The sequence below is a fragment of the Mucilaginibacter metallidurans genome, from assembly GCF_003286435.2.
GTDB lineage: Bacteria > Bacteroidota > Bacteroidia > Sphingobacteriales > Sphingobacteriaceae > Mucilaginibacter > Mucilaginibacter gossypii.
In genome coordinates, this window is record NZ_CP043449.1 from 389,505 (window position 1) to 403,970 (window position 14,466).

18 protein-coding genes are annotated in these 14,466 nt (G+C 43.2%); 4 read left to right on the plus strand and 14 right to left on the minus strand.

Annotated elements, in window-relative coordinates; all coding sequences use genetic code 11:
- Positions 1-464: 464 nt before the first annotated feature.
- Positions 465-2,420, plus strand: coding sequence for a sialate O-acetylesterase (locus tag DIU38_RS01825; RefSeq protein WP_112652925.1), 1,956 nt, complete (start codon positions 465-467; stop codon positions 2,418-2,420).
- A gap of 84 nt (positions 2,421-2,504) precedes the next feature.
- Here DIU38_RS01825 and DIU38_RS01830 read toward each other — a convergent pair whose 3' ends face one another.
- Complete coding sequence (locus DIU38_RS01830; protein WP_112652862.1) at positions 2,505-2,855, minus strand: nuclear transport factor 2 family protein; 351 nt, start codon at positions 2,853-2,855, stop codon at positions 2,505-2,507.
- Positions 2,856-2,949: 94 nt separating this feature from the next.
- Between DIU38_RS01830 and DIU38_RS01835 the strand changes: the two genes are divergently transcribed.
- Positions 2,950-3,240 (plus strand): YciI family protein, encoded by a 291-nt coding sequence (locus DIU38_RS01835; RefSeq protein ID WP_112652863.1) that lies wholly within the window; start codon positions 2,950-2,952, stop codon positions 3,238-3,240.
- Between the two features lie 73 nt (positions 3,241-3,313).
- Here DIU38_RS01835 and DIU38_RS01840 read toward each other — a convergent pair whose 3' ends face one another.
- The 4 genes from DIU38_RS01840 to DIU38_RS01855 form a co-directional block, all read right to left on the minus strand.
- Positions 3,314-3,751: a carboxymuconolactone decarboxylase family protein gene (locus DIU38_RS01840; RefSeq protein WP_112652864.1), complete on the minus strand. Its 438-nt coding sequence runs from the start codon at positions 3,749-3,751 to the stop codon at positions 3,314-3,316.
- Between the two features lie 72 nt (positions 3,752-3,823).
- On the minus strand, positions 3,824-4,396 hold the full coding sequence (locus tag DIU38_RS01845; protein ID WP_112652865.1) for a Crp/Fnr family transcriptional regulator: 573 nt from the start codon (positions 4,394-4,396) through the stop codon (positions 3,824-3,826).
- Positions 4,397-4,685: 289 nt separating this feature from the next.
- Positions 4,686-5,042, minus strand: a complete 357-nt coding sequence (locus DIU38_RS01850) for a ribonuclease E inhibitor RraB (RefSeq protein WP_112652866.1) — start codon at positions 5,040-5,042, stop codon at positions 4,686-4,688.
- A gap of 35 nt (positions 5,043-5,077) precedes the next feature.
- Positions 5,078-5,569 carry a hypothetical protein gene (locus DIU38_RS01855; RefSeq protein WP_112652867.1) on the minus strand — a complete coding sequence of 164 codons (492 nt, stop codon included), beginning with the start codon at positions 5,567-5,569 and terminating at the stop codon, positions 5,078-5,080.
- 193 nt (positions 5,570-5,762) lie between these two features.
- On the opposite strand from DIU38_RS01855, the gene DIU38_RS01860 reads away from it, so the two are divergent.
- On the plus strand, positions 5,763-6,119 hold the full coding sequence (locus tag DIU38_RS01860; RefSeq protein ID WP_112652868.1) for a nuclear transport factor 2 family protein: 357 nt from the start codon (positions 5,763-5,765) through the stop codon (positions 6,117-6,119).
- Positions 6,120-6,176: 57 nt separating this feature from the next.
- Here DIU38_RS01860 and DIU38_RS01865 read toward each other — a convergent pair whose 3' ends face one another.
- Entirely contained in the window at positions 6,177-6,464 is a 288-nt protein-coding gene (locus tag DIU38_RS01865; protein ID WP_112652869.1) for a DUF3892 domain-containing protein, read from the minus strand.
- Positions 6,465-7,268: 804 nt separating this feature from the next.
- Between DIU38_RS01865 and DIU38_RS01870 the strand changes: the two genes are divergently transcribed.
- Complete coding sequence (locus DIU38_RS01870) at positions 7,269-7,754, plus strand: DUF4268 domain-containing protein (RefSeq protein WP_243770591.1); 486 nt, start codon at positions 7,269-7,271, stop codon at positions 7,752-7,754.
- A 77-nt stretch (positions 7,755-7,831) separates the two neighbouring features.
- Here the strand turns inward: DIU38_RS01870 and DIU38_RS01875 are convergent, their stop codons facing one another.
- The 8 genes from DIU38_RS01875 to DIU38_RS01905 all read right to left on the minus strand — a co-directional run bounded on the left by DIU38_RS01875 (position 7,832) and on the right by DIU38_RS01905 (position 14,356).
- On the minus strand, positions 7,832-8,221 hold the full coding sequence (locus DIU38_RS01875; protein ID WP_091175012.1) for a response regulator: 390 nt from the start codon (positions 8,219-8,221) through the stop codon (positions 7,832-7,834).
- A gap of 113 nt (positions 8,222-8,334) precedes the next feature.
- Positions 8,335-8,937, minus strand: coding sequence for a TetR/AcrR family transcriptional regulator (locus tag DIU38_RS01880; RefSeq protein ID WP_112652870.1), 603 nt, complete (start codon positions 8,935-8,937; stop codon positions 8,335-8,337).
- Between the two features lie 27 nt (positions 8,938-8,964).
- On the minus strand, positions 8,965-10,506 hold the full coding sequence (locus DIU38_RS01885; protein WP_112652871.1) for a DHA2 family efflux MFS transporter permease subunit: 1,542 nt from the start codon (positions 10,504-10,506) through the stop codon (positions 8,965-8,967).
- Positions 10,507-10,587: 81 nt separating this feature from the next.
- Positions 10,588-10,980, minus strand: a complete 393-nt coding sequence (locus DIU38_RS34330) for an SDR family NAD(P)-dependent oxidoreductase (protein WP_317131855.1) — start codon at positions 10,978-10,980, stop codon at positions 10,588-10,590.
- Positions 10,980-11,324, minus strand: a complete 345-nt coding sequence (locus DIU38_RS34335) for an SDR family NAD(P)-dependent oxidoreductase (RefSeq protein WP_262714274.1) — start codon at positions 11,322-11,324, stop codon at positions 10,980-10,982. The genes DIU38_RS34330 and DIU38_RS34335 overlap by 1 nt, the downstream gene beginning before the upstream one ends.
- Positions 11,325-11,640: 316 nt before the next feature.
- A complete protein-coding gene (locus tag DIU38_RS01895; protein WP_243770590.1) occupies positions 11,641-12,234 on the minus strand; it encodes a LutC/YkgG family protein in 594 nt (197 codons plus the stop codon).
- On the minus strand, positions 12,231-13,619 hold the full coding sequence (locus DIU38_RS01900) for a lactate utilization protein B (RefSeq protein WP_112652873.1): 1,389 nt from the start codon (positions 13,617-13,619) through the stop codon (positions 12,231-12,233). The genes DIU38_RS01895 and DIU38_RS01900 overlap by 4 nt, the downstream gene beginning before the upstream one ends.
- Positions 13,619-14,356 carry a (Fe-S)-binding protein gene (locus DIU38_RS01905; RefSeq protein ID WP_112652874.1) on the minus strand — a complete coding sequence of 246 codons (738 nt, stop codon included), beginning with the start codon at positions 14,354-14,356 and terminating at the stop codon, positions 13,619-13,621. Before DIU38_RS01905 ends, DIU38_RS01900 begins: the two co-directional genes overlap by 1 nt.
- Between the last annotated feature and the right edge of the window lie 110 nt (positions 14,357-14,466).

Below are 14,466 nucleotides of genomic sequence, written 5' to 3' on the forward strand. Positions count from 1 at the left end.
TCCTGTAACAATAACCCTATCAAATTCGTCTTCTTGAAATATGAAGATGTTAACGGCTGTGTCCGGTTGATTGGTTTAACGATGTTTTTTGCTGAAAAATTTACGGTATAATTTAAACATAGCAGGCAGCGTTTAATGCTGCCTAACGATATTCCCGATAGTTCTTTAATGGGTATTTTCATTGTAAAATACAGTTTTAGTTAAAAAACAATGTGTTAGCCAGGGATAGCACATTGTTTATTCCCCTTCCGGGCCAACTTATTTTATCCAGGCGCTTTCTCACATTATTCTTCGAAACTTATAAATGCAAATCGCTTTTTAGGTATTTTATATGTTGCGTTCATAGCCTTACAGAAATGAATTGTTTGTTAAATGTTGCCAGGACGTTTTTTAATTTGTCAATTACAGCACTTAACTTTAGGGCCAGTCAATTCATCAATAACTATAGTATTAAACCTAAATTAATGAACCTCAAAAAGTTTTTACCCATACTAATCGGAAGTGTATTGCTTAATGCCGGTGCATTTGCCAAAGTGATCATGCCGGGTGTTTTTAGCGATAACATGGTTTTGCAGCAAAAAACCATGGCTCGGGTTTGGGGCAAGGCAGATGCCGGTAAAACTGTAACCATTATCTCATCATGGAACAACAAAACCTATACAACCATTGCCGGTGCTGATGGTAACTGGAAAACGAAGATCAAGACGCCATCGTACGGAGGGCCGTACCAGGTAACTATAACCGACGGCAGCGACCCAGTGGTTTTAAATAATGTATTGATAGGGGAGGTGTGGATTTGTTCCGGCCAGTCGAACATGGAAATGCCAGTGGCCGGTTGGGGCCAGGTAAATAATTATAAAGAAGAAATAGCCAATGCAAATTATCCGGAGATCCGTTTGTTACAGGTATCGCAGGCAACGAGCTTTACCCCGCAAACCAATATTAAAGTTGCCAATAACGGCTGGATGGTATGCTCGCCTCAAACTATCGGCGAATTTTCGTCGGTAGCTTATTTTTTTGCCAGGGAGATCAATAAACAGGTTAAAATTCCTATCGGCCTCATCAGTTCAAACTGGGGTGGTACTATGATCGAAGTCTGGAGCGATGAAAACACGCTTACTAATAACCCGGTTTTCAGCGCACAGATCAAACAGCAGCAGGAATCTGCTAAAACAGAAACGCCATTAACCTTTGCACAAAAAATGGATGCTTGGAACAAACTTGCCGCCGCTGCTGATTGGGGGTATACCAATAATAACGCGTTTAATCCTGATACTGCCGGCTGGCGGAGCATGTTGCTGCCCCAGTTTTTTGAAAAAGGCGGTTTAGGAGATTTCGATGGCGTTGTTTGGTTCCGTAAAAAGATCATCATTCCTGCAGCCTGGGCCGGGCAGGATGTGAAGATTAGCCTGGGTAAGATAGATGATAATGAAATAACATTTTTTAACAGTGAAAAGATAGGCGCTACGGATGGTTACACACAGTCGCGTAATTACATTATTCCTGCTACAAAGGTAAAGGCCGGGGAATCGGTGATCACCGTGCGGGTTTTTGACAGCGGCGGTGGTGGCGGTCTGTATGGCGCCGATGAAATGCAGTTGGTATCAGCATCGGGTGAAAAGGTCTCCTTAGCCGGTACCTGGGATTATAAAATTGGTTTTAATATAAAAAGCCTGCCGCCAATGCCTGTTGCCAATAACCCGAACCGGTTGGCTGTGTTGTATAATGCGATGATCAATCCGCTTACACCTATGGCTATCCGTGGCGTAATCTGGTACCAGGGCGAAGCCAATACAGGCAGGTCGGGCCAGTATAAAGAATTGTTTGAGGGCATGATAAACGGCTGGCGTACCATTTGGAATGAAGGCAATTTCCCATTTTATTTTGTACAGTTAGCTAACTGGCAAAAACGTGAAGCCGACCCCGTTGCATCAGGATGGGCAGAGTTGCGGGAGGCACAAACAAAAACGCTTGAGCTACCCAATACAGGTATGGCCGTAGCTGCCGATCTGGGTGAAGCTGATAATATCCACCCAAAAAATAAACAGGAAGTTGGCCGGAGGCTGGCATTGGTCGCGCTTGATAAAACCTATCATAAAAAACAGCCCTATTCCGGGCCGATGTACAAATCGCAGAAAATTGATGGTGATAAAATTGAATTAAGCTTTAATTATACCGATGGCGGTTTAAAAGCACAGGGAGGCGACAATATGCAGGGTTTTGCCATAGCCGGTGAGGATAAAAAGTTTTACTGGGCTACTGCTGTTATAAAAGGCAATAGGGTTATAGTAAGCAGCCCGGATGTTACAAACCCCGTTGCCGTAAGGTACGCCTGGTCCAATAACCCGGTAAGTACGTTGTACAATGGCGTCGGATTACCGGCTTCGCCTTTCCGTACAGATAATTGGGAAAGGAAGTAAATAACAGAGTATAACGTAACCATCTTCTAAAATCCAGACTTACGAAGTTTTAGAAACTTCGTAAGTCTTCAACTGTTTTATTACTTACAACAATGGTCTCGGATCAAATATTACCCTGATGGAGTTTATCTTACCATCAACCACATGATACCACCCGCAGCTGAATATGGTGGCGCGGTCCATATCAATATCATAAAAGATACATACATCATCGCCATCGCTAAACACACGTTTAATATCATATTTTAGCTTCATGTGCTGCATATCAGTAAAATAGGCATCGGCACCGTCGCGCTGGCCAAGTACGCCTACAAATTTCAAGTCGTCTGCCACGCAATTGCGGGCCTCTGCAAAATTTTCTTCGTTTAATGCTTTTATGAAGGAAAGCACCACGTCATTGGCGCTGCCAACTGTTGCACCTGCTTCTGTTGTCATAGGAGTAATTATTTAAGGTGACAATGATTTATATATAGCTATCAATAATTATTCCTTTAAACATCATTCAGTAATAATTATTAAATTTATTAGGATGAAAAAGCATTTCGTAATAAAGCTGGTGGGTAACCGCCCAACGTTTCCTAACGATATGACCGATGACGAACGCGTTATTATGCAAGCTCATTCCGAATATCTGAAAGGGAAAATGAAAGAAGGCCTGGTGCTCATCTTTGGCCCGGTTTTCGACCCGAAAGGCGTTTATGGTCTCGGGATTTTGGCTGTTGATGACGAAGCCCAGGTACACGAAATTATAGCTAACGACCCGGCCAATGTTTTAGGCACTTATGAAGTGGCATTGATGATGGCCTGGGGCGCAGATTAGTTATTAATTTAACAACAAAGCCGCCCGGTACTACGCAGGCGGCTTAAAATCAAAACAACAAAATTAAAAAGGATTAATCGAGTGATGGCTGAAGTTGGGTAGTTACACCAATGCGGTTCCAGGCATTGATGGTGATGATAGCCATAATCACTTGTGCCAGGTATTTTTCGTCAAACAATTCTGCGGCTTTTTTATAGGTTTCGTCAGATACGCGGCCGGCGATCAGGGTTACTTCTTCGGTAAGGGCTAATATTGCACGTTCCTGCTCATCAAAGAAAGGTGCTTCGTGCCAAACGCTGATGTTATAGATGCGGCGTTCGGTTTCGCCGGCTTTGCGTGCATCTGTAGTGTGCATATCCACGCAGTAAGCACAGCCATTAATTTGTGAAGCGCGGATCTTGATCAGGTCTTTATGACGGGTGGTTAACTCGGTGCTTTCAATGTATTTTTCAAGGGCAATCATGGCCCTGTATCCAGCTGGTTCGGCGGTGTTTATTTTTAAGCGGTTCATGTTTTTTTCTTTTTTGTTAATACAAAGTTGGGGATAAACATGCCCTCAAAAAATGAACTGAGTTTAAGAAAATCAGATTTTTTTAGCCCTTAACCTGCTCAAAAATTGTGGGGTGAAGCCTAAATAGGAAGCAAGCATATATTGGGGTACCCGCTGCACAAAAGCCGGGAACAAACCGGTGAAGTGACGATAACGTTCCTCATCGTTTTGATTAAAGATATAACCTATACGTCTTTGTGATGCAATGAAGGCCTTTTGCATCATGACGCGGAAATAGCTTTCCATCTGTGGAACCGCTTCAAATAATGCTATACGGTTCTTTTCGGTAAGCAATAGCATTTCTGAAGCCTCAATGGCTTGGATATAGGTTGTGGCGGGCTGGTGATTAAGCAGACTGTCCTGATCGGCTATCCACCAGTTTTCCAAACCGAACTGGATGATTTGCTCATTGAGCTTGTTATTAACAAAGTATTGCCTCACCAGGCCTTTAGTTACAAAATAGTTACCAGCACAAAGTTTGCCGGGTTCTAAGATGAATTCCTTCTTTTTAAAGTTCTTAGGCTCAAAATGTCTGCAAATGGTTGCCTCATCAGCCTCTGATAGCTGAACATATCGTTTAATGTGGTTGATGAGTTCGGGATACATAAATCAGGCGCGATTTGGTTAGCGCAAATCTCACGATTTGGATTGAATTACGCTATTAGTTTTATGACGTACTCACAAATTAACCGGGTTATGTATCGGCCATAAGTGTTCGGAGGATGCAAATCAGTTGGAAAGGTCGTTTTAAAAACCGTGTCATTGCGAGAAGAAACGACGAAGCAATCTCGTAGCTATGTGTCTTCGATATGCATTGGCTACGAGATTGCCGCGCTACGCTCGCAATGACATGATTTTTATTATAGAAAGAGAAAGTTTTAACTTCTGATGCCTATTATGTTCCAACTTGCCATCCATCCAGTCTGCAATCGAATTTATAGCCAGTATTCCACATTGTCGAATTCCAGTCATTAATAGCCTGCAACTCCATTTTGATAGGTTCGGTAGTACCTGAAATTTCAAAGTCACCGTCGTAATCAGATATTTCAATATCCTGATAAGTCGGGAATGCTTCCTGAAGATGATTCCTGAAATTATCGGCCTTTGTTTGGCTATCAGTAAGGAAGAAAAATTCTATTGGCAATTCATCAGTTGGTGTTACGCCATCGTTGTATATCCGTTGTAAAACATCTTCATTGGTTTCAAGGTCTATCTCGTTTTCGTGAGTATCCTGGTCAAAATAGGCATTCATATAAGCAGATTTAGGTGTGATTTAAATGAATATCATTAATAAATTTTATCAGTTCCATCAAGTTCTGCCTTTTCCTCATACCCTAAATTTAAATCATCTTCAATTTTTTGCTTTGTCGGGCGCAGATAAATAAAGTAGGCTATGATAGCTCCGGATATGCCCAAAAAAATCAGGTTGCCGGTTAGCATGAAGCTCACAATAGCAAAAAGGGAAGGCCCCTCTAATAAAGCAAACCTCACGATCAAGGCAGATTGATAAGCAGCGAGTTTAGTCTTCAACGGACTTTGGCCGTCAATTTTGCTCACCATTGTTTTAAATAATATGTTGCTTACGGCAAGACCAGTAAAGGCCATTATGGGTACAACATAAATGAACACATTATCACGCTGTCCAGTAGTTGTTTTGTTAGTTATCATGAAAGTTACTGCGGCAAACATAATTTGTCCGGCTATCAGAGCGAGGTGGATTATTGATATAGTTTTCAGGAAGGTATTGGGGCTTTGAACTACCGGCTGTTTATTGATCATGTTAAGGTTGGTTATCTTGAGGCAATATAAATAATAGAAATGATTTGGAGGTTATTTGTGATGGAATAATATCAATTGAAGAATTGTACTTTTTGAATCATATAAGTCATATAGCACCCTGATAATGTCATTTTTGCCCCTCTTCGCCAGGCCATATTAGGTTTAACTTTATCTTAAACAAAATCAAACTATCATGGCAACTAAAGAAATTGTACAGCATGTTATCGACGCTTTTGATAATAATGACGTTGAAAAGATCCTAAGTTTTTTTGCCGACGACGTAAAATGGACTATGAAAGGCTCATCCGTAACTATTATGGACGGGAAGAATGAAGTGGAGCAATTTTTAGGCGGAATGGAAGATGTAAAAATGGTTTCATCAACCAAGGATCATATTTTAGTGGAGGGTAATACCGCGGCTGTTGACGGCCTTGTTCAATGCAAAGACAAAGATGGCAAAGACATGGCTATGTACTATGCCGATTTTTATGAGCTGGAAAATGGCAAGGTAAAACAAGTTACATCGTACATAGTTGATAAAAAGGAATAGATTGTTTTTGAGTTGAAAGGGAAAAGGTTAAAGGAGAAAGGTTTTAACCGTTGCTATCTAAACTTCTTCGAGCGTCAGCAGGTTATCGATACCGGCCCTGTCAATTAGAGATTGGAGATGTTTTTTGCCACCGTTTTCGGGTTTTACTACGGTAAGATAGGTTTTGCCTCTTTCGGTGCTTACATAAAAAGCCTGGCTGTTGGCTTCGATACGGGCTATGGCTTCGGCAACGGAAATCACTACCCTTGGCCGGTCTAATGATTCATAATAACCGATGTGTGTTATTTGTTCGTGTGTACTTGATGCTTTGGGTTTATCAATGCAGTTTACCTGGTAGCTTGCCATAAAATATTAATGTGGTAATTGTAAAGATAGGGTTTATTAGGTAATTACAAGGTTAAAAAGGGCTGTTATGCTGAGTAGGAGATCCAGGCCTCTGAAGGTAAAATGAAATTAACTTTTATTGTCATCCTGAGTGATTTAAATCCGTTGGATTCTGAAGGAGCAATGACATCTCCTCCACATCATTGCTAAGTTACGAAGCAATCTCTTATAGGCAGACAAGGTACTTAGTGGTATTGAACTTGCATCGTCGCGCTCTTGGCCGCGCGGAGCCAGATACTTTTGTCTTGACACAAAAGTACCCAAAAAGTCAAGTCAGCAGATAGGCTTCTTTGTGCTCATCTACTCCACAACCCGTCGCGCCGGCCTTTGCCCTGCAAAACGGGCAAAACCACGGGCTGCAATTATTTTGCCCTGCTACGCTTACGCTTTCCCAATGCTTCTGCAAAAACTTGCTATGCCCCTTCCAACGCTCAAGGCCACCATTGTTCTGCCCGCTTTCACCCGAAGCTTACCTGCTGACGGTAACATTCTTTATTTATTATGTCATGGGTAGGAACCAAAGATCTTTTTCGCCCTGTATAGTGCCTCTGCATTAATGAAAAAGATTCTTCATTATCGCTTAGAATGACATGTTAAAACGGGTGTCGTGCTGAGCCTGTCGAAGCATGGCGGGCAGGGCCTCTGCGCACGAGTCTTCGACAGGCTCAGACTAACAGCCCTTCTTTTGTTATATCGCCTTTGGCGTTCACCCTGTTTCAAACTCAGGATTACGGTTTCCTCCATTTAATTTTAAAACCCTTACTTTTGCCTCTCATCAATCCCGGTAAATTGTACTCAAAAGAACAGGCAACTCAACTAAAACAGGCGTTCTGGACAGCGTTTGGACAATACCTCAAACCCCAACTTTCGGCCGATGGCCTGCGCACTAACTGGGTTAATTATAAAACTGGTATCAAGCACCTGTACTTTAAAATGGAAGCTGATAAAAAGTCTGCCTTTATAGCTATTGAAATGAGTCATCCCGATGCTGATATCCAGCAATTAATGTTCGATCAGTTTGTTGAGTTAAAAAATGTCCTGAGCAGTCAGCTTGATGAAGAATGGGAGTGGGAGTTGCATACTACCGATGAGTATGGTAAAACAGTGAGCCGCATTATTAAAACCCTACCCCATGTAAGCGTATTTAAGCAGGAAGACTGGCCTGCATTGATTTCTTTTTTTAAACCCCGCATCATTGCGCTTGATGAGTTTTGGAGCGTAGCGCAGTATAGTTTTGATTTGTTTAGATAAAGTATGAAATAGAGCGGAGAGGAAAACTTACGAAGTTTTCAAAACTTCGTAAGTTTAAAATCCTCAAGCAGAAAATCTCAGGCCATATGAGCCACATCATCGCCGGCCGTTAAAAAACAATGGTTAACCGTGTCAATAACGTCGCTCAGGTTAAAAGGCTTGGCAATAAAAGCATCGGAGCCATAATTGCCTAAGGATTCCAGCACACGCGGATAAGCCGATACCATCACCACCGGGATGTGCGCCGTCGCCGGGTTGGTTTTTAACATATGGCAAAGTTCGCCACCGTTTATACCGAATAAAATGTAATCCAAAATCACAAGGTCGGCATTGGCTGATAGCGCCGCCTTGCATATGTCATCAGTATAATTCAGTACCTCAACTTCATAGTGCTCCATTTCCAGAGCATCTTTCATCACTTCCAAAATATCCTCGCTATCATCAAGGATCAAGATCTTTTTCGACATAATTAATAATTGGTAAAGAAGATAACACGGGGAGCGTTTCTTTGTTTTCAAAGTTATATCCAATTATTGTAACAATCAAGTAACAGCCTGTGGCTCTAAGATATAGTTATTATTTACAGCTTCAGGTTATCTACGAGGTTATGAACAGATGCCAAAATGATATCCAAATTTGCAGGAGAATCTGTCACTTTTGAGATCATGATACCGCCCTCAATAAGCGCTATCATGCTTAAGGCCGTTTCTGTAGTATTAATACCAGGTTTCAGTTCCCCTGCTTCAATGCCTGCCTTAATGAGGTTTTCAATACCTGTTTTCCAGCGGATCACTGCCCTGGCAGCTTTATCTTTCAATAATGGGTTAGTATCGTCGGCATCAACAGCGGTATTCAGGATAGGGCAACCACCGGGAATAAAATCACCCCGGGTAAAACTGTGGTATACCTGGGCATAAACCAATAATTTATCATGATAGCTGGTGGCCCGCTGAATCCGTTCCTGGATCTGCTTGCGCACCTTGCCCGAGTTGTATTCAAATACTTCGGCAGCTACTTCTTCCTTGTTTTTAAAATTACCGTAAATACTGCCTTTGGTTAGTCCGGTAGCTTCGGTAAGGTCGGAAAGGGATGTGCCGGCATACCCCTTTTTATTGAACACGGGTGAGGTACGCTCAATAATGAATTGACGTGTACGTTCGGCTTTTGAAAATTCGTTTTCCATATTACAAATATACCAATTGGTATTTAATTAGTGGTCATTTATGATAACAACAGCCCGGGCTTGTTTTTTACGGTTGATAACAAGGAATAAGAGCGGCATAGCCAGTAAAAATATCAAACCCGAAAACAGGTAGGCATCCAGGTAACTTAATAAAAATGATTGCCTGTTAAAGGTATTATCAATAACCGCAATGGCCTTTTTATGAGCGTCAAATGATGAAAAACCCCGGCTGCTGAAATAGTTGCTAAGCTTGGTGATCCTTGCTGTAGTTTGATCATTGAAAATATTGATATTGGATAACAGGTCATTGCGGTGTAATCCGAAACGTTGGGCTACATATGTATTAATTACGGCGATACCAAATGAACCACCTAACTGCCGCATCATATTATTTAAAGCAGTTCCCTGTGGAATGTCTTTAGGTTCGAGCCCCGATACAGCTAAAGCGGTAAGGGGTACGGTTAATAAGGCAATACCCATGGCACGGTAAATTAGTGGGCCAACCAAATCACCAGGCGCTGCCTCCAGATTCATGTGCGACATTTGCCAGGTAAAGCTGATGAAGATAACGAACCCCGCAGTAATGATAACCAATGGAGATACACCTTTTTTTAACAATGTGGCCGAAAATAACAAGCCCACAATGGCCAGTACCGCGCCTGGCAACAGAATAAGCCCCGTAATAGTTGGCGGGAACAGGAGCACCCTTTGGGCAAGCACAGGTGTGAGGAATACAGACGTAAACAGGCCAAACCCGGTTACAAATGTCAGTATAGCCGCTACAGCGAGCGACTTGCTTCTCAGTACCCGTAGATCAATAACCGGGTTAGGGGTTGTAAGCTCCCACCAAATGAAAGTACTAAGACTTATAACGGCTATTATAGTAAGCACTATAATGTAACCGGCGGCAAACCAGTCGTCAGTTTCACCGCGTTCTAATACAGTTTGAAGCGAGCCGATGCCTATAATCAGCAGAAGGATGCCCCACCAGTCCACACTTTTTACTTTGGCTTTGATCTCCGGTTCGGTAACCAGCAATAAACTTGATATGGTTACAGCAATACCGATTGGGATGTTGATATAAAAGATCCATGGCCAGGTATAGTTTTCAGTAATGAAGCCGCCCAGGGTGGGGCCGATGGTTGGACCTAAAAATACACCCACGCCAAATAGCGCGCTGGCTATACTTACGCGGTCTTTACCATAAACTTCAAACACAATGGCTTGAGATACTGACAAAAGTGCGCCGCCGCCAATGCCCTGTAAAAAGCGGAAAGCAACCAGCGTCCAGATATTTGAGGCAAACCCGCACATGGCCGAAAAGAAGGTAAAAGCGATAATTGATCCGATATAATAGTTACGGCGGCCAAGTTTCGCGGTTAAAAAACTGGTCATGGGTATAACGATGATATTCGCTATAGCGTAGGCGGTTATCACCCAGGAAGTATCTTCGAGCGTGGCGCCAAGGTTACCGCTCATGTGCGAAAGGGCAACATTTACTATTGAGGTATCTATCAGTTCCATAATAGCGGCTGCTATAACGGTAATGATGAGGATGCTTTTTTTCATTGAAGTATGAGTTAGAAACTAATAATTACCCTAAAAAATACCAATCGGTATTTTTTAGGGTAAAAAAATTAAGCCAGAGAATTATCTCTGGTGAAGGGCTTTCAATGCTTCGGCTGGGTTTGACAGGAACAGACGGTAGAATGGTTCGGTACCACCAACGTGGATCTCGAAGTTGTCGGTTTCAAAGCCTGCAACAAATTCATCAGCAACCTGCGATGCAGGGATACCATTGTGCCCGCCAATCTCTGCCGAAAATTCGGTATCGACCAATGGAGGCATTAGCTCAAATACTTTAATGTTAGTATCTTCTAAAGCGGCCCTTAATGAAATTGTATAAGAGTGCAGGGCGGCTTTAGTTGCTGAGTAGGTGGCAGTTTGCTTGCCAGGCAAAAAAGCAACTATTGATGATACGTTTACGATAGCCGCTTTGCTTTGCTGCTGTAAAACCGGCAGCAGTTTTTCGTTAAGGCGGATTACTGAATATAGTTGGTAAACATTTCAGTCTGCGCGTTTTCAAAAACATTAGGCGTGGTGAGCAGGTTGTTAATTGAAGCTGCACCGGCGTTATTGATCACCACGTTTAACTGAGGGAAATCTTTTTTCACTTGCGCGGTTAACGCTTCCACGTCTTCGGCGTTTGAGATATCGGCTTTAATAGCGGTTACATTTTTTAATTGAGCGGCGGCTTTATCCAAACGTTCCTGGTTGCGACCAATAATAATTATATGGTTATTTTTAGCTGATAGTTGTTTGGCAATTTCAAAACCTATACCGGCACTGCCACCGGTGATCAATACTGTATTTTGTGAAGTTTTCATATTGTTGAGTGTCATTTAGCTTTGACAATACAAAAATATACCAATCGGTATATTTTTGTATCATCCATTTGTCATTGTTGTAAGTTGTTGATTTTTAGGATAGATGAGGGGGCATTGCGAGGAGGTACGACGAAGTAATCGCATGCTTTACAGAGCGGCTATGCTTCCGTGCGGTTGCCGCGCTGCGCTCAATGACATTTTTCTTATTGCCATTGCGAGGAGGAACGACGAAGCATTCGCACACTATACAGGGCGGATATGCTTCCGTGCGGTTGCCGCGCCGCGCTTATAATGACATGAACTTTTTAAGTGGTTTTTACGAAAGTATAAAAACAGATAAACTCCTTGGCCCATGCGCACCAATCACCAATGATTGCTCAATATCTGCTGTTTTTGAAGGGCCGGAGATAAACGAGCCATAGCCATAATCAGCATCGGCAATTACCTGGTAAGCCTGCGCCATGGTAGGTACAAAATCATCTTTACTGATCACTACTGCCAAATGCTGGGCAATAAAAGGTAATACCCGGCTGCCCATATCTTTTTCGGTAAGCCAGAGGGCCCCGTTTTCGGCAACACCAAGTTTAGTACTAAGCACGGTTAGCTCCACATCGGCAAAGTTGTGGCCGTCTTCGTGTTTCACGTTTTCGGCATAAATGTAATCGCTCAGTTCGCTAAGGGCAGATATGATCTTAACGCCGGCTTTAAATTCGTTATTAATGATGGTTTTGATCTCATCAAAGTCACTAACCTCATAAACAAAGCTGCCGCCTGCTGTAGCGATGGTTTTGTATTTTGATACCAGATCAGTTCTGACATCGGTTAGCGTATTCAGCACTTCCATATCTGGCAGCGGCATAGCAGCGGGCTGATTAAATTTTACAGCAGCTAATATTTTTTCCCGGCTCATGAGTTTTTTGCTCCTTTCCTTTTGGCATACCATTCGCCAAACGATTCATCGGGTGCTTTTGGCATTTCGCGTTGATTGTACCATGGGTTTAATTTATTGTTTACCGCAAATGGCGCATATTTAAATACCAGTCGCCCGGTTTTGCCACCCATGCGGTATAAAGTTGGCGATGCCAGCGTCAATGCCATGGCCTTCATGGCCATAGTTTTGGCTTTGGGCGAATATCCTTCCTTCACAATCACCTGCCGCCATTTATACAGCTGGTCATGAATATCTATCTTAACCGGGCACACGTTGCTGCACGAACCGCAAAGGGTAGAGGCAAAAGGCAAATCAGCATATTTTTTCATGTCGAGGTTTGGCGCCAGGATAGATCCGATTGGTCCTGCAACGGCAGTATGGTAGCTGTGCCCGCCGCTTTTGCGATAAACCGGGCAGGTATTCATACAAGCCCCGCACCGGATACATTTCAACGAGTTGCGAAAGTCCTCGCGACCCAGCTGTATGCTGCGTCCGTTATCAACAATAACAATATGAATTTCGGTATCTTCCTGGGGTTTGCTGAAATGGCTCGAGTAAGTCGTAATAGGCTGTCCGGTAGCACTGCGGGTAAGCAGGCGCAAAAACACACCGAGGTGTTTCCTTTCTGGAATAAGCTTTTCGATGCCCATGGATGCGATATGGATCTCGGCTAAATGCGCCCCCATATCGGCGTTACCCTCATTGGTACAAATCACGAACTCACCTGTGTCGGCAACCGCAAAATTAACGCCGGTAAGCGCCGCGCGACGGGTTAAAAATACCTCGCGTAAATGCTGACGGGCAGTTTCAGTCAATATTTTAGGGTCCGATTCGCCTTTGGCTGAGCCTAAATGTTCGTGGAAAATATCGCCTATTTCTTCTTTCTTTTTATGAATACAAGGCAGTACGATATGGCTTGGCGGTTCATTGGCCAACTGTACAATGCGCTCCCCAAGGTCGGAGTCAATTACATCAATGCCCTGCTCTTTCAGGTATTCATTTAAATGGCATTCCTCGGTAAGCATGGACTTGCTTTTTACCATTTTGGTAATGCCCTTTTGTTCAAGTAAGCTGTGTACAATTTGGTTATGTTCTGTGGCATCTGCCGCCCAGTGCACTATGATGCCATTTTTGGTAGCATTGGCCTCAAATTGCTCCAAATATGCACTCAAGTTTGAGAGTACGTTGAATTTTATTTGCGATGCCGTTTCGCGCAGCAACTCCCATTCGGGGAGTTTATGAGCGGCAATATCCCGTTTGGCACGTACCCACCACAGGGTTTCGTCGTGCCAGTTTACACGGGGCTCATCGCGGTTAAATTCGGCAGCTAAATGCGGGTGATCTTTGGTAGTAGCGGTACTCATTACAGGCTGTTGTTTAAAATTTCGGCTACGTGAATTACTTTAACATCGCTGTTTTGGCGGCGCAGAATGCCTTCGAGGTGCATCAGGCACGAAAGATCGGCCGAGGTGATGTATTGTGCCCCGTGCGATATGTGATCGGCCACACGGTCTTTCCCCATTTTGGCCGACACTGCCTCCTCGACTACACAAAACGTTCCTCCAAAACCGCAGCAATCATCCTGACGGCTGAGTGGTACCAGTTCCAGTCCATTCACCAGATCCAGTAACTGGGCCGGTTTGCTGAATGGTTCGGCAACCAACTCGCTCATCTGGGCTATTCGCAAACCACGTAAACCATGGCAGCTCTGGTGTAAACCAACCTTGTAAGGGAAACTGGCCGAAAGTTGTTTTACTTTTAAAACATCAACCAAAAACTCGGTAAGCTCATAAACTTTTTTACGGATCTCAGTTGCCTGTTCCTCTTTTCCATCGGCGTGTAAATGCTCTTTGATGTGCAGGGTACAACTCCCCGAAGGACAAACGACATAATCGTATCCCGAAAAATTATCGACAAATAGATTATTGCAGCCGCCGGTTAAATGCTCATAGCCCGAATTAGCCATCGGCTGTCCGCAGCAGGTTTGATTTTTAGGGTAGTGGACCTCACAGCCAAGTTTCTCCAGTAACTCCAGCGTGGCAATGGCCGCTTTTGGGTAAAACTGGTCAACATAGCAAGGAACAAACAAGGCAACTCTCATCGTTTACACGTTTACTTTATTGGTTAAAGCAATATTAGCGTTTATCATTTGCACAACTATCCCCTGGTATCCTGCCGGCAAATTAAACGGTTATATACTAACACCGAAAG